Annotated in this window: 18 protein-coding genes and 2 tRNA genes; 13 read left to right on the top strand and 7 right to left on the bottom strand. The window is 64.2% G+C overall.

Annotated features, from left to right (window positions below; all coding sequences use genetic code 11):
• Window positions 1–263: hypothetical protein (locus IT350_12940; GenBank protein MCC6158950.1), on the bottom strand; the 263-nt coding region annotated here is incomplete at its 3' end.
• A gap of 322 nt (window positions 264–585) precedes the next feature.
• Between IT350_12940 and IT350_12935 the strand changes: the two genes are divergently transcribed.
• The 5 genes from IT350_12935 to IT350_12915 all read left to right on the top strand — a co-directional run bounded on the left by IT350_12935 (window position 586) and on the right by IT350_12915 (window position 7,301).
• Complete coding sequence (locus IT350_12935) at window positions 586–1,539, top strand: AAA family ATPase (GenBank protein MCC6158949.1); 954 nt, start codon at window positions 586–588, stop codon at window positions 1,537–1,539.
• 106 nt (window positions 1,540–1,645) lie between these two features.
• A complete protein-coding gene (locus IT350_12930; GenBank protein MCC6158948.1) occupies window positions 1,646–2,482 on the top strand; it encodes a hypothetical protein in 837 nt (278 codons plus the stop codon).
• Window positions 2,483–2,497: 15 nt separating this feature from the next.
• Window positions 2,498–5,170 (top strand): hypothetical protein, encoded by a 2,673-nt coding sequence (locus tag IT350_12925; GenBank protein MCC6158947.1) that lies wholly within the window; start codon window positions 2,498–2,500, stop codon window positions 5,168–5,170.
• A complete protein-coding gene (locus tag IT350_12920) occupies window positions 5,167–6,294 on the top strand; it encodes a glycosyltransferase family 9 protein (protein MCC6158946.1) in 1,128 nt (375 codons plus the stop codon). Before IT350_12925 ends, IT350_12920 begins: the two co-directional genes overlap by 4 nt.
• Entirely contained in the window at window positions 6,291–7,301 is a 1,011-nt protein-coding gene (locus IT350_12915; protein ID MCC6158945.1) for a flippase-like domain-containing protein, read from the top strand. Before IT350_12920 ends, IT350_12915 begins: the two co-directional genes overlap by 4 nt.
• On the opposite strand, the gene IT350_12910 is transcribed toward IT350_12915, so the two are convergent.
• The 3 genes from IT350_12910 to IT350_12900 all read right to left on the bottom strand — a co-directional run bounded on the left by IT350_12910 (window position 7,298) and on the right by IT350_12900 (window position 11,333).
• On the bottom strand, window positions 7,298–7,744 hold the full coding sequence (locus IT350_12910) for a DUF1285 domain-containing protein (GenBank protein MCC6158944.1): 447 nt from the start codon (window positions 7,742–7,744) through the stop codon (window positions 7,298–7,300). The two genes, IT350_12915 and IT350_12910, sit on opposite strands and share 4 nt — an antisense overlap.
• Window positions 7,741–8,949: a hypothetical protein gene (locus tag IT350_12905; GenBank protein MCC6158943.1), complete on the bottom strand. Its 1,209-nt coding sequence runs from the start codon at window positions 8,947–8,949 to the stop codon at window positions 7,741–7,743. The genes IT350_12910 and IT350_12905 overlap by 4 nt, the downstream gene beginning before the upstream one ends.
• 113 nt (window positions 8,950–9,062) lie before the next feature.
• Window positions 9,063–11,333: a response regulator gene (locus IT350_12900; protein MCC6158942.1), complete on the bottom strand. Its 2,271-nt coding sequence runs from the start codon at window positions 11,331–11,333 to the stop codon at window positions 9,063–9,065.
• Window positions 11,334–11,529: 196 nt separating this feature from the next.
• Between IT350_12900 and IT350_12895 the strand changes: the two genes are divergently transcribed.
• The 4 genes from IT350_12895 to IT350_12880 all read left to right on the top strand — a co-directional run bounded on the left by IT350_12895 (window position 11,530) and on the right by IT350_12880 (window position 13,641).
• Window positions 11,530–11,602: transfer RNA gene (locus IT350_12895), tRNA-Ala, on the top strand.
• 350 nt (window positions 11,603–11,952) lie between these two features.
• Window positions 11,953–12,024 (top strand) — tRNA-Arg (locus IT350_12890).
• Between the two features lie 107 nt (window positions 12,025–12,131).
• Complete coding sequence (locus IT350_12885) at window positions 12,132–12,929, top strand: hypothetical protein (protein ID MCC6158941.1); 798 nt, start codon at window positions 12,132–12,134, stop codon at window positions 12,927–12,929.
• A gap of 25 nt (window positions 12,930–12,954) precedes the next feature.
• Window positions 12,955–13,641: a hypothetical protein gene (locus IT350_12880; GenBank protein ID MCC6158940.1), complete on the top strand. Its 687-nt coding sequence runs from the start codon at window positions 12,955–12,957 to the stop codon at window positions 13,639–13,641.
• Between the two features lie 7 nt (window positions 13,642–13,648).
• Here IT350_12880 and IT350_12875 read toward each other — a convergent pair whose 3' ends face one another.
• Together IT350_12875 and IT350_12870 are read right to left on the bottom strand one after the other, a co-directional pair.
• Window positions 13,649–14,092: an acyl-CoA thioesterase gene (locus tag IT350_12875; protein MCC6158939.1), complete on the bottom strand. Its 444-nt coding sequence runs from the start codon at window positions 14,090–14,092 to the stop codon at window positions 13,649–13,651.
• Between the two features lie 14 nt (window positions 14,093–14,106).
• The gene (locus tag IT350_12870) at window positions 14,107–14,802 is read right to left on the bottom strand and encodes a hypothetical protein (protein ID MCC6158938.1); all 696 of its coding nucleotides are present in this window, start codon (window positions 14,800–14,802) and stop codon (window positions 14,107–14,109) included.
• 133 nt (window positions 14,803–14,935) lie between these two features.
• Between IT350_12870 and IT350_12865 the strand changes: the two genes are divergently transcribed.
• The 4 genes from IT350_12865 to IT350_12850 are packed head-to-tail and all read left to right on the top strand — an operon-like array spanning window position 14,936 to window position 18,904.
• Window positions 14,936–15,757: an NAD(P)-dependent oxidoreductase gene (locus IT350_12865; GenBank protein MCC6158937.1), complete on the top strand. Its 822-nt coding sequence runs from the start codon at window positions 14,936–14,938 to the stop codon at window positions 15,755–15,757.
• A 2-nt stretch (window positions 15,758–15,759) separates the two neighbouring features.
• Window positions 15,760–16,806: a zinc-binding dehydrogenase gene (locus tag IT350_12860; protein ID MCC6158936.1), complete on the top strand. Its 1,047-nt coding sequence runs from the start codon at window positions 15,760–15,762 to the stop codon at window positions 16,804–16,806.
• Window positions 16,807–16,860: 54 nt separating this feature from the next.
• Window positions 16,861–17,448 carry a hypothetical protein gene (locus IT350_12855; GenBank protein ID MCC6158935.1) on the top strand — a complete coding sequence of 196 codons (588 nt, stop codon included), beginning with the start codon at window positions 16,861–16,863 and terminating at the stop codon, window positions 17,446–17,448.
• Window positions 17,449–17,476: 28 nt separating this feature from the next.
• Window positions 17,477–18,904, top strand: coding sequence for an alpha/beta fold hydrolase (locus IT350_12850; protein MCC6158934.1), 1,428 nt, complete (start codon window positions 17,477–17,479; stop codon window positions 18,902–18,904).
• Here IT350_12850 and IT350_12845 read toward each other — a convergent pair.
• Window positions 18,831–19,136, bottom strand: a complete 306-nt coding sequence (locus tag IT350_12845; protein MCC6158933.1) for a hypothetical protein — start codon at window positions 19,134–19,136, stop codon at window positions 18,831–18,833. The genes IT350_12850 and IT350_12845 overlap by 74 nt on opposite strands.
• Between the last annotated feature and the right edge of the window lie 31 nt (window positions 19,137–19,167).

Raw genomic sequence — 19,167 nt, 5'->3', positions numbered from 1 at the left:
TTGACGGGCGCCATGTCGAAAAATTCCAGCCCGCCGGCCTGATCGAGCAGTCGGTCGAAGCGCTCCTGATCGAAGGACGGCATCGCGTCGTCGTCCGGCGCATCGTCGTCCACCGTATCGTCGTCGGCGGGATTCGCGTCGTCATCGCCGTCGTCTTCGATCTGGGCGGAACCGCCCGAGTCGTCTTCGGCCGGACATCCCGCGAAGGTCCCCGCGACGATCGCCACAAACAGGATCCAGAATGCGCACGCACGCACCGACACGTCGTCTTCCCCTTCGGTTGATGGCAGAAAACGCCATTTTGACGAAATTTTGCCCGGCCGGGGAGGGGATGACGGCGAGATGCGAAGTTATTTTCGATTGGACTCCGCGAACGGGGCGTCCAGATCTTGTAGCGCACGGCTTTCGACGCGAGGGGGGATACCCTTCAAGTAAAAATTGAAGTGCTCGGCCGAAGCACTTGATTCTTATGGGATTCCTCGCTATGAAAATGGAAACGGTGAGGCCGTTTTCGTGCCCGGTTGTCGGCGCGCGACGTCCAGATCTTGTAACGCCCCTCTCCGGAAGGCGGCGCGGGAGACGCGGATGAGTTATCTGACTCATTTTCAACTTCGTCTCGAACCCTTCAGCAACGCGCCGGACATGCGCTTTTTCTGGCCGGGCGCGCCGTACGAGCGCGGTCTCGCGCGGCTGCGTTTCGCGATCGAGGCGCGGCGCGGCCTCGCCGTGTGCACGGGCCCGGTGGGCCACGGCAAAACGACCCTCGCGCGGCGCATGTACGACGAACTGTCCTCCGACGAATTCGTGAAGGGGCTGCTCGTCGTCATCCATAGCGACGTGACGGCCGACTGGTTGCTGCACAAGATCGCGGGGTTGCTCGGCGTCGCGGAACCGGCCGCCGACAAACTCGGCCTGCTCGGTCAGATTTACGGTCGGCTGCGGCAGATCGACGATGTGGGCAAGACCGCCGTGATTCTCGTGGACGAGGTGCAGATGCTCGCGTCGCGCGAACTCATGGAGGAGTTTCGCGGACTGCTCAACATCGAGATTCAGGGCCGCAAGCTCATCAATTTCATCTTCTTCGGCCTGCCCGAAACCGAGCGCGCGCTGTCGCTCGATCTGCCGCTCAAAAACCGCGTGGCCGTGCGCGTGAATCTCGAGCCCTTTGACGGCGAGATGACGCGCCGCTACGTCTTCCACCGATGCCGCATCGCGGGCGGCGCGCAAAACCTCTTCCCGCCCGACGTGATCGAGCGCATCCACGCGCGCTCCAAGGGCACGCCGCGCCTCATCAACACGCTTTGCGACAACATGCTGCTCGAAGGCTTTTTGTCCAACTCGCGCGTGTTGACGCCGGAGATGGTCGACAAGATCGCGCAGGAACTCGGTCTGATCGAAGCGCCGCGCCCGCAGATGAGCATCGTCGACCGCATCCTCGACGAACCCGCGCCCGAGCATGCGCACGGCAAAATCGACACCGACTGGGACGTGCTGACCACCGCCAGCATCGACGACATCCTCGGATTTTTGAGCAAGTAGATTCGCGACGAATTCGACCCACCAAGCGGCGTATCGTCGTGTCGTGGACGCTTGTTCGGCCCGGTCAAGCTTCCTATACTCCGCCCCAATCAGCGAAAGGCCGGACATGACTCGACGAATCGGGCGGATTTCCGGGGTGTTCGCCGTTGCGGCGGCGCTCGTGCTGTTTGGCGCATCCGCCGCGTACGCGGGTCGGATCTCGATCAATAGCGGAGCGGAGTTCGCGCTGGAAGAAGACGAGGCGATCGCAAGGGTGTGGGTGCAGAACGATGGCGACGAAGCCGCCCGCGATGTGCAGCCCACCGCCGAGTATTTCGGACGCTCGTCGGTCGGACCGAAGTGGGCGACGCTCGCGCCGAAAGAGCGTCAGACGCATGTCTTCTCGCTCGGCGATCCGCCCGCGCTGCCGGGCTCTTATCCCTTCGTGATGACGATCGATTTTGCCGACCTCAACCAGTATCCCCTCACTGCGACCAACGTGATGGCGATGCAGGCGGGACCGTCGGGCGGCCGACCGGGGATCTTCGCCAAGGCCGACGCGGTGACGCTGAAGAAGTCGGGGACGATGACCGTTGCGCTCAAGAACGAGGACAACGTGGACAAGGCCGTGCGCGCGCGCGTCTTGGGTCCGCGCGAACTCGCCGTCGTTCCCAGGGAGTTCGATCTGGCGCTCGTCGCGAACGGACAGGCCCAGCAACAACTCGCCATCGACAACTTCTCCGCGCTCCCCGGTTCGACCTATCCGATTTTCGTTGTCTTCGAATACGACCTGTCGGGATTCCATTACACGTTCGTGTCGGTCACGCAGGCCGCCGTTGGCGCGGGCGGCATGTCGCCCGGTGCGCGTCGAAACGTCATCGCGCTCGCGGGCATCGCGTTCGCGGCGGTGCTGGCGCTCGAAATCGCGCGGCGCGTGCGAACCGCCAAGAAGCGCCGTCGCTAGAAACGATCACGCGTCATGTCCGTCGTCGCCTGGATTCGCGATCGTCATCGGGGGCTCGCCGACGCCGCCGTGCTCATCGCGATTGCCGTGTTCATGGCGACGTACTTTCCGCCCTCGCTGCTCGTGCTCGACACCACGCCCACCGGCGGCGACACACCCGCGCACAACTACCTGCTGTCGCATCTGGCGGAGACGCTCAAAGACGGCCGGGTCATCAGTTGGGCGGGCGGCTGGTGGTCGGGCTTTCCCATGTACCAGTTCTATTTCATCCTGCCGTACTTCGCGATGGCGGTGCTCTCGTACGTCATCCCCGCCAACATCGCGTTCAAGATCGTCTCCATCCTCGGCATCTTTGCGCTACCCGGCTGTCTGTACTTCGGCATCAGGCAGATCCGCCGCGCCCCCAAGGCGTTGCCGATTCTTGCCGCCATCGCCGCCGTACCCTTCGTCTTCGTCCAGACGCACACGATGTGGGGCGTCAACGTCAAGAGCACGCTGGCGGGCATGATCGCCAACTCGTGGTCATTCTGCGTCTTCGCGTTGTTTCTGGGGTTCGCGTTTCGCGACCTCGAGGACCGACGAATGCGGATCTGGACCGCCGTGCTGCTGGCGCTGCTGTTCTATTCGCATTTCTTCACGACGCTCATCGCCATCATGGTGATCGGCCTGTGCGTGTTTTTGTGGGGGCGCGATTGGTGGGGGCGCTCGGCGGCGCTTCTGCCCAGCGGCATCATCGGCGTTTTGTGCGCGGGATTCTGGCTCGTTCCGCTGATGCTCAAGGGCGCGTGGTCGGTGGAGTTCGGCGGCGACTGGGACGAGGTGCTGCTCAAAACCTTCCCGACGTGGGCCGCGTATATCGCGCCGTTGGCACTGCCCGGCATCGGATTCGCGATCTGGAAGAAGCACCGCGTCGGCGGCTTGTTCGCCATCATGCTGGCGGTGTCGTTCGTGTTCTGGCACGTGGGCGGCAAGATCAATTCCAGCTTCGGCAACATCCGGTTCTGGCCGTTCATCTGGTTCGCGTTCGTCATGCTCGTCGCACTGGGCGCATCGTATCTGATCGATTGGCTCACCTATGAACGAGCCGCGACGGCGGCGCTGTGCGTCATCGTGCTGGGATTGCAGTCGATGGACCGCGACGAGGTTTCGGGCTGGTACAAGTGGAACATGGACGGCGTGGAGCGCAAGCGCGCGTATCCGATTCTCGCCGAGATGATGGAGACGATGCGCGACACGCCGGGACGCTTCGTCGTCGATCAGACCGGCGCGAACAACCGATTCGGTTCGGACCGTATCTTCGAAGCGTTTCCCGCGATGATCGGCAAACCATTTCTCGTCGGCGACATCGTCAACTCGGCGACCGGAGCGCTATTCGGCTACACCGTGCAGTGCGAGATCTCCAAGGGTTGCGCGGGATTCCCCAAGCTCGTCAATGCCCCGGGCTTCGAACTCGACGCGGGGCTGCGTCACATGGAGCTGTTTTCGGTCAGTCACTTCGTGGCGTACTACGACCGATTGCAAAAAGAGATGGTCGGCCGGCCCGGTTGGACGATGGTGCGACAGATCGCGGACTATCAGGTCTTCGCGCGCGACGGCGGACCGACGCCGCTCGTTGATGTTCCCGAACACCATCCGGCGTTGCTGCGCACCGACAATTGGAAGGAACGCGCAATCGAGTGGTTCGCGCTGCCCGCGCTGCTCGACCGACCCTTCGCGTACGTGGAACCCGGGGAGGACGTGCCGGACGCCGGGATCGGGCCCGAGTACGACCTCGCGACCTACTTCGGCCTCATCGCGGAGGGGCGACCCGACCGCACCGAGATCCCGTCGTGGAGCATGGTCGGCCCATTCTTCCATGAACCCGATCTGAAGAAGGAACTCGACTGGAATCCCACGGGCGAGGATGAGGCCAAACTGCGGCCCGGGCGCGACGTGAAGGGCATGGAGTGGCGATCGTTCGTCCGGGAAGGCAAGATCGACGTGGACGCGATGCTCAATCCATCACATCATCTCGTCGTGTACGCCTTCGCCGGAGTCTATTCGGATCGTGAGCAGGATGCCGTGCTGCTCTTCGCGCACGACGACGATGTCGCCGCGTTCTGGAACGGTGAGCGCATCGGCAAATTCCGCCGACACGAGCCCGAGGATCCCGCGAGAAAGGCCGTTCGTCTGCGCGAGGGACGCAACGACTTGATCGTCAAGCTCAATCAGGGCGTGGGCGGCGCGTTTTACCACGTGCGGATTCAGACAGAAGACGGCGCGCCGGTGCCCGGAGTGACGTTTGGTCCCGATGTCTTCGGCGCGTCGCCCGCGACGTTGCCCGCGCACAAACCCGCGAGGCGTGACTGCCGCGTCGAGATCGGCACGTTCGCGGACGGCGAGGTGAAATTCACGACGGACTGCCCGGGCGAACCGCACATCATCAAGCAGAGCTACTACCCAAACTGGAAGGTCGAGGGCGCGAACCGTATCTATCAGGTCTCACCGAACTTCCAACTCGTATATCCCCAAGGGCGCGAGGTGCGACTTTACTATGGCTCGACCCCGCCCGACATGCTCGGCCGCGTCATGACTTTTGTGGGCTTCGCGCTCCTCGCGTGCTCGTTTTTCTGGAAACGACGACTGAACGACTGGCTCGCGCGCACAAATCCCGATCCGCCCGCCACCTCGAACGAGCCGGCCGCATGATCGCCTCGACCGATCTCTTCAAGTGGGCGGATCGTTACGCGGCGGGGATTCTCGCGCGCTGGCTCGGCTGGCGGCACTTCCGTCGCACGTTCGGTCCTCCATTTGTGGAGATCGCCCCCGAGAACGTTCGGCGTGTGCTCGTCATTCGTCCCGGCGGAATCGGCGATTTGATCCTCCTGTTACCCGCCGTGCGCCGCGTGCGCGACCGCTTCCCCGCCGCGCGCATCACGCTCGTGGCGCAAAAGCGCAACCGCGCCATCGCGGCCATGACGAATCTGTTCGACGAGGTCCTGACGCTTGACGAAAAACCGTGGACATTCTGGCGACGACTGCGTTCGGGCGACTTCGACGTGGTGATCGACACCGAGCAGTTTCACTACGCGTCGGCGGTGTTCACGCTGCTTTCTCGCGCGCCGGTGCGCATCGGCTTCAAGATCAAGCCCGAACGCAATGAGCTCTACACGCACCTCGTCGACTACCCGATGGATCGCCACGAGTCGGAGGCGTTCGACCATCTCGTCGAGCCGCTGTGCGGACCGCGCGAGACGACGATCGAACTCGCGGGTCTGCTCGACCGGGCGAAATTGCCACGCGAGGTGCCGGGACTTCCCGCTGACGCCGAGCGCCCGCTGGTGGTGTTTCCCTACGGCGGCGCGCGCGGGAAGGAATGGCCGGCGGGGCGCTGGGCCGAGATCGTGCGGCGTCTGCTCGCGCGGGACGCGGGACGGGTGGTGCTGGTCGGCGGCGCCGACGCGCGGGAACTCGCGGAAAACGTGCTGCACGCGGTCAACGATCGGCGCGTCGTGAGTCTCGTGGGCCGCCTACGCCTCGACGAAACCGCCGCGGTGGTCGCGCGCGCGCGGCTGTACGTCGGCTGCGACACCGGAGTCACGCACCTCGCCCTCGCGCTGGGCAGGCGGTCCGTCGTGCTCTTCGGCGCGTCGGACGAACGCAAGTGGGGTCCGCCGCCGGGGATGGGCGTCGGTGTTTCGACGCGCGTGCCATGCCGTCCGTGTTCGATCTTCGGCTACGTCAAACGCTGCCGCACGATCGATTGCATGGACCGCATCGGGACGGATCAGGTCTGGCAGGCGATCGCAACCGAACTCGCGGCGGCGTCGTGAACGAGTCGCTCGCCGGGTCGTTTGAACGGCTCACGCGGATTTTGCGCCGTCGGTCCGTTGCGATCGGCCTGTCGCTCATCATCACCGTGCTGGCGCTCTGGCTGTCGCTGCGCAATGTCGACTTCGCCGAGGCGTGGCGTGCGATCCGTTCGATCCATCCCCTGTCGATGGTTGCGGCGCTCGGTTTCATGATTGTGGGCACATTGTTGCGAACGTGGCGTTGGCACGTGTTCCTGCGCCGATCGGGCTCCACCTATCGCGCGTCGCTCGAAGCCGTGCTCGTGTCGATCTTCTTCAACGGCCTTCTGCCCATGCGTTCGGGCGAGGCGATGCGCATCGCGTATTTCGCCCGGCGTACGGGCGCGGGCGTGCTCGCGACCACAACGGGACTCGTCCTCGAACGCGTGCTCGACGTCATCACGATCTCGACGATCGGCGCGGTCGCCGTGTCGCTGACGCTTGGCGACCGGTTCCCGGGATTGCCGCTCCCGCCCGCGACGCTCGCCATCGCCGCCATCTGCGCGTGCGTCGCGACGCTCGGCGGGGGATGGATTCTGAGCCGCAACCGCGACGCGGTGCTGGGTAAGGCCGCCGAGCCCGGTCGGCTGCGCCGATGGATCCACGACGCACTCGGCGGTCTCGCGTCGCTCGACTCCGGCGCGAGCGCGGCGGCGGTGGTGGCGCTATCCTTCGCCACGTGGAGCGTCACGACGTTTCCGAGCGTGTGCGTGTTTTGCGGAGCGGGGATCGACGTGCCGCTGTGGGCGGGCTTCGTGATCGTCCTGTCGATCGCCTTCGCCATCGCGCTGCCGTCGTCGCCGGGATTTATCGGCACTTATCACCTTGGCTTCATCGCCGGTGCGACGCTGCTCGGCCTGCCGAAGGACGTCTCCCTCGCCGCGGCCATCGTCACGCACCTGCTTTCGCAGATTCCGTTCATCGCGGCGGGCGGATACGTGCTCGCGACGGGCGGGCGAAACCTGCTGGCGAAACCCCAGGCGCGCTAATTCGTTTGCGGCGGGAGTGCGACCGCCGCATCGCCGAGGCGCAGTTCAAAGCCCTCTTCGGTTTCGTGAATGTGCTCGGCGAGTTGGTGGTAAGCCGCGATCGAGAACTTCGCGGGCAGTCCGTCACGGCCTTCGCAATACGGGACGTTCCCTTGAAATCGGACTGTGCGCGGATTGAGCAAATGATACGTGTCGTCGTGAAAGCGCAGCCGGACGCGGCCGTCTTCCAGTCGCAGCGCGGTGACAATGAGTGGCGCGTCCACCACTTCGACGAAGACCCGCTCACGTCCGATCGCGAGCACATAACGCCCGTCGTCGTCGCGCCGGAGCGCCGTGGAAAAGAGCTTCCACGTGCGCTCGTGCGTGATCTCCTCGTCATTGTGACGCCAGGCGCCGTCCGGTTCGACGACGAACCTTCCGGCGAGCGGCGGATTCGCGCTCACGCGATGCCGTATTTCTTCAGCTTCTTCGCGACCTGATCGAGCGTCGCGCGTCCGCCGAAGACGGGTTTCCCGACCAGCGCCTCGGTGATGCCGCAATACATGTCGGAGACCGCCGCGACCACGCCGGGGTCGACGGGTTTGGGCGGGTGGCCGAGCGATTCGACAATCTGCGCGAGCGGGCGGTCGTCGTGCTGAGAAATCTTTTTCGCTTTTTCCATCGCCTCGACGAAGGTCGGATGATAGCGGTGGTGGTACTGGCGTAGCGGTTCCTTGCTGACCTGCAGGTTGCGATACGTGAGGCGCAGCTCGTCCGCCGTGATCGCGTCGCCGAGCACCAGCCGCCCGCCGATGCGCAGGAACTCGAATTTTCCGTCCCACAGTTTGATGCCATGGCGCGCGAAAACGCCGCGCAGCCACAGGGCCAGCAGCATCGTTCCATGCACGAGCGTTCGGAACTCGTCGCCGGTCATGCCCGCGGCGTTCATGGCGAAGTCGTAGGGCACCATCCGGTCGGCGGGTTCGAGCTTGGTGGAGAACTCGACGATAGGGCGCGGCAGCACGTCGCCTTCCTGCACGGGCTTCGTCAGGCCGATCTCCTCGCCGTAGGCGGGATTCTTCGCGAGTCGCTTGAGCAGCGAAGATCCGCGCGGCACGCCGAAGCGGAAGATGCACTCGAGCGGAACGAGATGGTTGTCGAGTTTGGGGGTGAACGCGCCGTAGTTGTAGAGCTTGCGGCCCGAGACGATCGCGGGCTCGGGATGGATGATGCGCACGGACGAGACCTGCACGACGTTGCTGGGCGACTTGAGTTTCGACACGGGTAGCGGCCGGCCGTCTCCGTCGAGAATGCCCTGGTAGTGCGTCGGCGCTCCGGTCTTTTTCCACTCCGCCAGAACCGGGGACTTGCGAAGTTCTTCGCGCAGCGCCTTGTCCTTGATCTGCGACCAGGTCGATGTGTCGTCGAACGCGCGCCAGGTGGAGGCAGCGGCGATCTGCTCAAAAAGCACTGCGGTCATCATCGCCGCGGCCGCGCCCTTGTCGGGGATGCGGTCGGGCATTTTGCCGTAGTCGAAGACGGAATAGTCGTCGGTGTACTCGAACCACAGGACGCCCGGCGTCTTCGCGGTCGCGGGTTTTTTGCGTCGGAGATTCTTCACGCTGCCGACATAGATGATCGGCGATTTGGCGAGTCCGGGAATCGGCATGACCATCCTCTCGATGTGCAAAACAAAATCGGTACCGGAGAACGCGACGGCACGCAGGCATTGTACGGATTTTCGGGCCGGTGGGAATGCTGCCGCGCGTCCGCGCCCGGGCGTCAGGTCGTCGCGCGTTTCATGCGGCGTTCGATCGTGCGAAGCCGCTTCGAGAGTTCCTCGTCGCCGGGGTGGAACTCGATGGCGGCGAGCGCGACCGACCGCGCAATTTCGGGCTTGTTCTCTTCCTCGAAAATCTTGATGAGCGTCTGGTACGCGCCGAGGAAATCCTGTTTCACCGCGACGGCCTTACGGCAAGAGCGCACCGCGTCGAGCGTGCGGTCAAGCCGATCCTCGAAACGGTTTCGATACTGCGCGCGCGCCAGACGCGTCCACGCCTCGGCGTTCTTCGGCTCGCGCAGCACGACCTCGGAAAAAAAGTCCTGCGCCTTGGAATACACGCGGTCGCGCATGAGCTCGTCGCCGCGACGCAGAAGCTCCTCGGTGGTCACGTGCGGGTCCGGAGCGATGTCGTCCACGTAAGCCACGGCCGATCGAGTCCGGCCGACCAGCCCGTCGATCTCGGCCTGCAATTCGTCGACGCTCTTTGCCTCCGGTCGCTCCGCTTTCGACGATTTGGATGCGAGATCGGCGGGCGTGGACTCTCGACGCCCCGGCGCGTCGACGCGCGGCGCGGATTTCGAGCGCGGGGTGGTTGCGGCGTCGGGTGTGAGTCCCTCGAAATCCGGATCGACGAAGTCACCGTCACTTTCCAGATCCCCAAATTCGTCCGCGAAAATGGTCGGTGCGTCCACGGCGTCCACGGCGTCCACGGCGGGCCGCGAGGCGGCCGTTTTCGGGGCGGGGATCGTCATGGTCTCGACGTCGGCGACGACTTCGGTCTCGAACTCCGCCTCGAACTCCGCGTCGAAACTCTTTTCGAAATCGCCAAAACCGTTCTGGGTTTCGCTCGACGCGGGCTCGGCGGCGACGAGGTCGGGATCGACATCGAGATCGAAAAGCGGTTCCTCGGTCGGAATTTCGATCGAAGGTCGCGCCGGGGACTTTTCCACGGTCGCCGCGGGCGAGGCCGTGGGAACGCGCCACGCCGCCGAAGGATCCTGCGTGACGTTGCCGGTCAGCCACAGGGCATATACGGCGGCATCGGCGTCGCGGGAGTTCGGCACCAACTCCCGGATCTGTGCGAGGCTCGCGCCCGCGTCCGCGGCATGCAGGACGAGCGCGAGATCGGGATCGGTGGGGATCTGACGCTTGATCGGATCGCCGGTCGCGAAGAGGGGTTTCGCGGCACGCAGATCGGTTTCGACCTGGGAGGCGAGCGCCGATCCGGCGTACAACGACTTGAAGTGGTGATGGACGAGGATGAGGGGATCGACGTGAATCGTCCGCGTCACCTCGCCGGGAAAAAATTTGTAGTCCCCGAGCTTGAGGCAAACGGCATCTTTGAGCGCCTGGATCCGCCAACGATCGAGCAGCATGTCCACTTCGACGCCGCCCAGCATTTTCTCGGACTTGAGAACCTCGATCACCTCGCCGCGACGGCGCTGACGCAACTCACGCACCTTGTCGGCGTCAGCCTCGGAAAGTTTGCCCTGCCGAACCAGCCACGGGACGAAGTCTCCCGAACCGAGCCCGACGATGAATCCGGCATCGAAGCGGATCGCGACCCGCTTGCCCTCGATCTCGATCTCGAGACGCCCCGTGGATTTCCCGCGTCCGAGCTGGGCGATCAGCCGACCCATGCCCGTGCGTTCGATCCGTCCGGACTCCGACGGCTTTTCGTCCGCTTTTCGCCGGACGCCGATTTCCGCTTCCTTCGCGCGGGATGCACCTTCCTTCTGGCTGGACACGTCTCCGGGACCGGATTCAGGTTTCGAATCGACGGTGCGCGCGGACTTCGTCGACGCGGGCTCGGCGGCGGCGGAGGCGGTCGATTGGTCCTTCCGCTTCGCCGCGTCATCGCGACGCGTGGCCGAACGCCTGGCGTCGGCCGTCACCTCCGGATCACCAGGTCCCAGATGGCGTTCCGCGATTTCGAGAACCTGACCGAGATTGATCGGCTTGGTCAGCGTTCCCTCGGCGCCGTTCTGACGGTTCGCCATGTTGTGACCGGTGGCGAGCGGCGACAGGAAATAGACGGGCGTGCGGATGCCCTGTTCGTAGCTTTTCAGGCGCTTGCAGATCTCGACGCCGCTCACGTCCGGCATGAGCAGGTTGACGAGGACGAGGTCGAAGTCGCCCTCGCGAAACGCACGCACGACATGCTCGCCCTGCGTGACGATCGCCGCCCGGTAGCCGTATTCGTTCAGATAACGGGAAACCGCGTCGGCATCCCGGCGTTCGTAATCGACAATCAGAACGGATTTGCTCACGTGCCCCGCCGATGAAATTCCGCCGTTCCAGGTGGCGGCGAATCAAGACCGCATGTTATTCGATGGGTGCGTCGAACGCAAACGCGGATCGTTCGTGACAACACGTACGGGATGAACGTCTCGCGAGGATGTTCCCGCGAGATACGCCGCGGCCCTTGAAATGACTGGGGAAACTTGGTATAGCGCCGTCTCCAGCGGGTGGTTAGCTCAGTTGGAAGAGCGCAGCCTTCGCAAGGCTGAGGCCGGCGGTTCGATCCCGCTACCATCCAACCCGGTCTGAATGACGCCGGAGGATGTCGGTCACGAAAACCGGAGACGGTTCAAGACCGACCCCGATTCCGCCGATGATATCCCTGAGGGACCGAGATACGACTCCCGGAGTCGATACGACCCGGGACGCGCGCCGGTAAAAGCGGCGCACGCAACTCTTTCGGATCGGTCCGCGGAATCGGGTCCACAGACTTCCAGAAGTCGGCCGCGAAGAGCCGACGGCGTCCGACCGTGGGCCTCGTCTCGCACGTGGAAAACGAGAGACGTTCGCGCAGCGTGGCGCCCCGAAGACGAATTCCGGGGCCAAGGGTCACAGGATACGTTGGTACCGATGAACAATTCGAAGTGAGCCCCCGTAGCTCAGTGGATAGAGCAGCGGCCTCCGAAGCCGTGTGCGGTGGTTCGATTCCACTCGGGGGTAAAGCCGAGGCCGGTTCCGTTTGGGACCGGCTTGGGATGCCCGATCGTGGCGCATGTGCGCCCGGAGACGCAGTCATCAACGGACGAACATCCGATGAGGGAGAGTGAGTGAACGACGACAGCAACGACAGATTCCGGTCCGACCCGCCGCGCAGAAAGCATCATCATAAGAATCCGCAGAACACTGCGCGGAGCGGTTCGAACAACAACGCCCACGGCGGCCAGAGCAACAACGCCCAGGGCGGCCCGAACAACAATGCGCGAGGCGGACCGGGTTCCAACCCGCGAGGCAATCCGAATCCCCCGCAGCAACGCGGACAGGACGGACGTCAGGACCTTCGATGGGGGCGCGGCGGTCAGGGACCGCAGGGCCCGAACCGGGGAGGGCAGGGTGGACAAGGGCGGTTCCGGCGCGGTCCGAACAGCGGCCAGCAGCCTTTCGCCAAGTTCGGCGGGCGCGAACCGCAAAAGCCGGGGCCGAATTCCGGACCGATCCAGGGCCAGCCGCGCCAACGCCACCAGCAGCGGCGCCCGGAGACGATCCGCGACGCGGAAGGCCGGATCGATCCGTTCGAGCTGTTCTGCGCGTATCATCTCGGCATCACCGTGGATGGAGGGTATCGGCTGCAGAACATCCACGATCTGGCGCGGCGTTTCGGCGTGCCCCCGGCAGAGCTGAAACAGGCGCTGACCGAATTTGGGATGGATCCGCAGACGATGATCAACTCCGATTTCGATCTGACGCTGGCGCAGCTCGACATGCAGGTCGCGCCGGAAGGGGTCGATCGACGCGAACTCGCGAAGGTGTGGTTCGAGGAGTTCAAGAATGCTCGCCCCAACTCTCGCGACTGGCAACAAGAGATCGCCAACGACGCCAAGGAAAACGAAAAGATCTTCGGCAAATAGGATCGCTCGCCTCGCGGTGGTCCTGATGCTGTTCAGCTTCGCGGGCAGTTCGTCCGCCGCCGATGCGCCGATCGAGCGGTCCGTCTTCATCTCGCCCGAGGCCGCGGCCAGCCTTTTCGTCACCGACAAGGGCGAATGGTCGTCCACCGGCGATGCGTTCGACACGCGCGATGTCCACACCGGCTCGTACAACGTGTTGCTGATGCCGGCGGCGACGTTCGGATATGCCCGTACGCCCTGGACGATGGGGCTCCGATTCGGGTTTCCGGTTCAATGGGTGAATCTCGATCTGCCCGGCGGCGAGACCGCGTCGGGAACCATGTCGTTCATGGAACTCGGCGTGCAGGCGACCTACGAACTCGTCGGCGACGCAAGCCGCCGCGTTTATCTCCTGGCGGCGACGTCCTTCAATGCGAATGGGGGGACCGAGCTCGACATCCGCGACCGCGATGACCGCAAGATCGCGTCGCGCACCTTCGAAACCGACCGGCAGATGCGCAACCTGCGCTTCCTCGTCGGCGCGGGTTACGACTGGAAGATCTCGCCCGATTTTTCGTTTGGCCTTCTGGGTTACGGCATGATCTCGACGGTCGATCTCGTCTCGACGGGCGAGGAGTCCGCGGGGACGGGAGATTCCGGCGAAGAGAGCCTCGACCTCACCATCTACAGTGTGCTCGCGGGAGCGCGGTGTCGGTTCGACCTGCGCCTCTGACCCGTCGTCAGCGGTGCCCTTCGTCGAGCACCGGGCGATCGACCGCGAGCCGCAGCACATCCTCGTAAAACTCGGTCGGCATTCGTTTGAGCTTGCCCTCGCGGCTGGTGAGCGCGTGCACCGTGTAACCCGTCGCCACGAGGCGATCATCAACCGTGTTCGTGACGCGGTATTCGAACCGGAACGACGCGCGCTGTACCTTGGATGCGGGAATCCAGGCGTCGATGGCCAGCACATCGTCGTAGCGCGCGGGCGCGTGGTAGGCGACGAACGCCTTGACGACGATCGTGTACAGGTCGCGCTCGATCATCTGAAGGGGAAGAATGAACAGCTCGCGGAACCACTCGGTACGCGCCATCTCGAACAGACGCAGGTAGTTCGCATTGTAGACGATCCCCATGCCGTCGGTGTCGCCGAAGATGACGCGGTAGTGGGATCGATGCTGGCCCATGAACGGCGGCGCGATCAGTCCGCGGCCGGGGGTTCGGACGCATCGGGCGCGGCGTCGACCGGCGCGACGGCATCCGCCTCGGTTTCGGCTTCTTTCGGTTCCTCGGGTCGCGGTTCGGGAAGCTCGACCTTGTTTTCCTTGATCGTCGCGTTGAACATCATTTCCCACAGGTTGTTCTCGGCGATCGGCGTCTCGTTGCGCGCGAGCTGGTGCGACTGGATCAGCAAATGCCCCGCGAGCACCGCGCGGTAGTCTTTCTTGAAACCCTTCTTCTTTTGCATGAGCACCTTGAAAATGCGCTCGATCTCGTTTGCGCGTTCGTCGTTCACGAGGTCGGGCAGAATCTCGCCGCGTCGCTCCTTCCAGAACTCCTCGAATTCCTCCGCGAAATACGTGAAGTCGTCGTTGCTGTAGAAGTCGCGAAGCGCCGCGTTGGTCTTCGCTTCGGCGAGATCGAGCTTGGCGTAGATCGCCGCCGCGTCGAATCGCAGCGTCTTGAGGCTCTCGTCCTCGCGGAACAGCTCGCCCAGGCGGCGCATGTTGCGGATGAAGTTCTCGACGCTGCCGAATTCCCCCAGCATCTGATGCTGGATCGTATTCTCGGAAAGGATCGTCGAGCTTCGCGTGCGATGCCGGACGACATCCTTGCCGCGTTTTTTCATGGCCCGTTCCTGGCGCTTGCGCGCCTGCGCCTTGTCATTCTTGGTCATGGGTACCCCCTGAACTGTGATTAGCAAAGCGAACGGGGTGTGTAAAGCGAAAATCCGCCACGTCGGCGTTGCGTTCGCGCCGATCCGTGATTAAGTTTCGACACCAGCATCAATCCGATCGCCCGGGGGAGTCATGGAGACGCTTCGAAACAAGACCATTTTCATCACGGGCGCGAGTCGCGGCATCGGCCTCGCCATCGCGCTGCGAGCCGCGCGCGACGGGGCGAACATCGTCATCGCCGCCAAGACGAGCGAGCCGCACGCCAAGCTGCCGGGGACCATCCACACCGCCGCGACGCAGATCGAAGACGCGGGCGGTCATGCGCTGGCGTGCATGGTGGATGTACGTTTTGAGGAACAGATCGCCGCGGCCGTCGCCGCCGCGGTCGAGCGTTTCGGCGGCATCGATATCCTCATCAACAACGCGAGCGCGATACAGCTCACCGGGACGCTCGAAACGCCGATGAAACGCTACGACCTGATGCATCAGATCAACACGCGCGGCACCTTTGCGTGCTCGCAGGCGTGCCTGCCGTATCTGCTGAAGGCGGAGAATCCGCATATCCTTAATATTTCACCGCCGCTCTCGATGGAGCCGCGTTGGTTCGCGCCCCACACCGCGTACACCATGGCGAAATACGGCATGAGCATGTGCGTGCTCGGCATGGCCGAGGAGTTTCGCGAGCAGGGCGTGGCGGTCAACGCCCTGTGGCCGCGCACGATCATCGCCACCGCGGCGGTGCAAAACCTGCTGGGCGGCGAGGAAACGATGTCGCGTTCACGCAAGCCCGAGATCATGGCCGATGCCGCGCACGCCGTTGTGACGCGCACCGCGCGCGAATGCACGGGACACTTCCTCATCGACGAGGACGTTCTGCGCGAAGCGGGCGTCACCGACTTCGACACCTACGCGTATGTTCCGGGCGCCGACCTGCTGCCCGATTACTTCCTCTAACCATGCGTGCTGTCGTCATTCATCGGCCCGGCGGTTACGAGTCGCTTCGCGTCGAAACGCTCCCCGATCCCGCGCCGCCGAAGCGCGGCGAGGTCGCGATCGATGTGCGCGCGGCTGGCATCAACTACGCCGACGTCGTGATTCGCATGGGGTTCTACAAGTCGCAGAAGGAACTCGTCGGTTGGCCCGTGACACCGGGTTTCGAGGTCGCGGGCGTCGTGAGCGCGGTGGGCGAGGGCGTGACGCGCCTGAAGACCGGCGACGCGGTCTTCGCGGGCACGCTCTTCGGCGGCTACGCCTCGAAGGTCGTCCTGCCTGAAGATCAGGTCTTCCCGGTGCCCGCACGCTGGACCGTGGAGCAGGCGGCGGGATTCCCCACCGTGTATCTGACGGCGTACTACGCGCTGTATGAACTCGCGCATCCCCGGCCGGGCGCGTCGATCCTCATCCATTCGGCCGCGGGCGGCGTGGGACTTGCCATGACGCAGCTCGCGCGCATCGCCGGGTGCCGCACGGTCGGCGTTGTTGGGAGTTCGACCAAGATCGACGTCGCCCGCGCGAACGGCTGCGACGAGGTGATCGACAAGTCGCGCGAGGACCTGTGGGCCGCGGCGAAACGCATCGCCCCCGGCGGGTTCGACGTCATCGCCGACGCCAACGGTCCCGCGACACTGAAAGACAGCTACCGCCATCTCGCGTCGGCGGGCAAGCTTGTCGTGTATGGTTTCTCCGGCATGATGCCTCGGCAGGGCGGACGCGTGACGTGGCGCGAATGGCCGGGGCTCGTCAAGGATTTCGTCAAGATCCCGCGTTTCAATCCAATGGACTTGACGATGGACAACAAGAGCGTGCTCGCCTTCAACCTGAGCTACCTGTTCGAGCGCAAAGCGATCCTGATCGAGGCGATCGCGCGCATGATGGAGTGGGAAGCCGAGGGAAAGATTGCCCTCGCGCCGGTGCGCGCGTTCCCCATCGACCGTGTCGCCGAGGCGCACGCGGCGATCGAATCGGGCACGACGACGGGCAAGCTCGTCCTGACGATGGATTGAAATGCGGCTAGAATGTCGATGTTCGTTTCTCGGGCGAATGGAAAGGTGTCGTGCATGCGGATGCGATGGTTCGTGACCTGGATGATCGGCTCCCTGTTTTTCGCGCTCGCGCTGACGTCGGCGTCGTGCGGCGACGATGATGACGATGACGACGAGGCCGCTTCCACGACGAAAACCGTGCGTCTCGAACTCGATTCGATCGAGGTCGGCGCGGGCGGCGGTGCGAAGGCGAGTCCGCCGGAGGGCGCGGCCTGCGCGGCGACGACGATGAACGCGTTGCTGGCCGACGCGGGGATCGGGCCGGCGGACGTCGATCTCACCGATATCAGCCTGCACAGCATGCGCGCGAGCTACTCCGACGCATCGTGGAGCGGGGACTCCGAGGCTGTCATCGCGATGCTGACCTTTTACGGCACGCAGTTTCCCCCGGTGAACGGCGCGACGATCGACCTCGAACCGGGATCGGCGGACGAGCAGGATGTCGTGGTCTCGCCAGAGGTGCGCGAGTTCGTCGAGTACTTCTTCACGAATCGCGACGAGGAATTTTCCCATTGCGTCAGCCCCGAGTCCGCGCCGGCGGATTTCGGCGCGACGATCTCGTTTGTGCTTGTCGTCAATGCCACGACGGAGCCGTTCAATTGATTTCGCGATGAATGCCGTGAGGTGACCGATGATCCGAGGCCCCTTCTCGCTGTTCGCCATGCTTCTCGCGATCGTCATGACGCTCGTCGTCGCGGCCGGGTGCGGGGACGACGATGACGATGATGCGAGTTACGACACGGAACCGGTCGACGACGATGACTCGGATGACGACATGAGCGACGACGACGCCGACGATGATGCCGATGACGACGCCGATGACGATGCGGATGACGATTCCGGACCTGCGTGCGACGAATCGCTGCGCCCCATCGTTTTCGTCCATGGTTTTCTCGCGGCGGGCGACACCTGGGCGAATCACACGATGCGCTTCGCCACGAACGGCCACTGCCTCGATCGCATGAGTGCCTTCGACTACAACACGCTCGGCCTCGGCCTCTCCGACGTCGCGAATCTCGATGCGCTGATCGACGCCGTGCTCGCCGAAACCGGGGCGACGCAGGTGGATCTGGCGGGGCACTCGCGCGGCGGTGGCGTCGGCATTCAGTATCTGTCGGCACCGGCGCGGGCGGCCAAGGTCGCCCACTACGCGCACGTCGCGGCGGGCGGATGGGTCTCGCCGCCGGGTGGCGTGCCGACGATCACGATCTCTTCGGCGGGAGATCTGATCGCGGGCGTGGGGACGATTCCCGGCGCGACGAACGTGGAACTCGAGGATCAGGACCACATGCAGACAGCCGCGTCGAAGGAGTCCTTCGAAGCGATGTTCAGTTTCTTTCACGACGGCGATGAACCCGCGACGACCGACATCGAACCCGAGGACGACCCGATTGCGTGGGGACGCGTGGTGACGCTCGGCGAAAACATCCCCGGGGCACTCACGCCGATCAAGGTGTGGTCCGTCGATCCCGCGACGGGCCTGCGGCAAACGGATGATCCCGTCGCCGAGTTCACGTCCGACGACCTCGGTTACTGGGGTCCCTTCGACGCGCAACCGGACACGTACTACGAGTTTCTGGTCGAGCCGGCCGGCGTGGATCAATACCCGATCCACTACTATCGCGAGCCCTTCGCGCGCTCGAACGATCTCGTGTACCTGCGCACGTTCCCCGACCCGGATTCGCTCGCCGGGCAGATCATCAGTCAGATCGAATTCGCCGACGATCGGGCCGTCTTCATCACCTTCACCCCGAATCAGGCCACCGTGGCCGGGCGCGACACGCTGTTCGTGGATGGATACGAACTCTCCACCGAGGAAATCACACCCGCCGAAAGAACGGCGATCGCGATCTTCTATTTCGACGCCAACGACAATGGGGAGACCGACGCCGAACCCGCGGGCGGGCTGTTCTCTGGCTTTCCGTTCCTCGCGGGATTCGACCTGTTCGTCAATACCGAGACGGATCGCTCGATCGAAATGGAGTTCAACGGGCGAACGATGGCAGTTCGGAACTGGCCGTCCGCGAGCGAGGGCGCTTCGATCGCCGTGTTCGAGTGATGCGCTCGGCGTCGGATTCGCCGTCGGCTTCATCAAGCGTCCGCGCGACGAGGCGAAACACCCGGGTCGAAATCAGGTGCTGCGAGTGAGAAACGCCGCGGACAGTCAGGTTGCGCGCGGCGGGGTGCGCCATACGATCGGCCGGCACGACATAAATGTCGCGGTCGGAACATACGCACACCAGATCGACCCCGAGGGCCTCGAGGTCGTCGCTGTTCAGATCGCGGATCATATCGCTTTCCGGACGTAACGGACGCGTGAGG

It is taken from the genome of Deltaproteobacteria bacterium (assembly GCA_020845895.1).
In the GTDB taxonomy this organism is placed as follows: domain Bacteria; phylum Lernaellota; class Lernaellaia; order JACKCT01; family JACKCT01; genus JADLEX01.
Note: the sequence above shows the minus strand (reverse complement) of the source record. Positions and strands in the feature narration are given on the sequence as shown.

Excerpts from the sequence above, each read along its gene's own strand:
- IT350_12935 (MCC6158949.1), top strand. The coding sequence starts at position 586 with ATGAGTTATCTGACTCATTTTCAACTTCGTCTCGAACCCTTCAGCAAC.
- IT350_12930 (MCC6158948.1), top strand. The coding sequence starts at position 1,646 with ATGACTCGACGAATCGGGCGGATTTCCGGGGTGTTCGCCGTTGCGGCG.
- IT350_12925 (MCC6158947.1), top strand. The coding sequence starts at position 2,498 with ATGTCCGTCGTCGCCTGGATTCGCGATCGTCATCGGGGGCTCGCCGAC.
- IT350_12920 (MCC6158946.1), top strand. The coding sequence starts at position 5,167 with ATGATCGCCTCGACCGATCTCTTCAAGTGGGCGGATCGTTACGCGGCG.
- IT350_12905 (MCC6158943.1), bottom strand. The coding sequence starts at position 8,949 with ATGCCGATTCCCGGACTCGCCAAATCGCCGATCATCTATGTCGGCAGC.
- IT350_12880 (MCC6158940.1), top strand. The coding sequence starts at position 12,955 with ATGCTGTTCAGCTTCGCGGGCAGTTCGTCCGCCGCCGATGCGCCGATC.
- IT350_12875 (MCC6158939.1), bottom strand. The coding sequence starts at position 14,092 with ATGGGCCAGCATCGATCCCACTACCGCGTCATCTTCGGCGACACCGAC.
- IT350_12870 (MCC6158938.1), bottom strand. The coding sequence starts at position 14,802 with ATGACCAAGAATGACAAGGCGCAGGCGCGCAAGCGCCAGGAACGGGCC.
- IT350_12865 (MCC6158937.1), top strand. The coding sequence starts at position 14,936 with ATGGAGACGCTTCGAAACAAGACCATTTTCATCACGGGCGCGAGTCGC.
- IT350_12860 (MCC6158936.1), top strand. The coding sequence starts at position 15,760 with ATGCGTGCTGTCGTCATTCATCGGCCCGGCGGTTACGAGTCGCTTCGC.
- IT350_12855 (MCC6158935.1), top strand. The coding sequence starts at position 16,861 with ATGCGGATGCGATGGTTCGTGACCTGGATGATCGGCTCCCTGTTTTTC.
- IT350_12850 (MCC6158934.1), top strand. The coding sequence starts at position 17,477 with ATGATCCGAGGCCCCTTCTCGCTGTTCGCCATGCTTCTCGCGATCGTC.
- IT350_12845 (MCC6158933.1), bottom strand. The coding sequence starts at position 19,136 with ATGATCCGCGATCTGAACAGCGACGACCTCGAGGCCCTCGGGGTCGAT.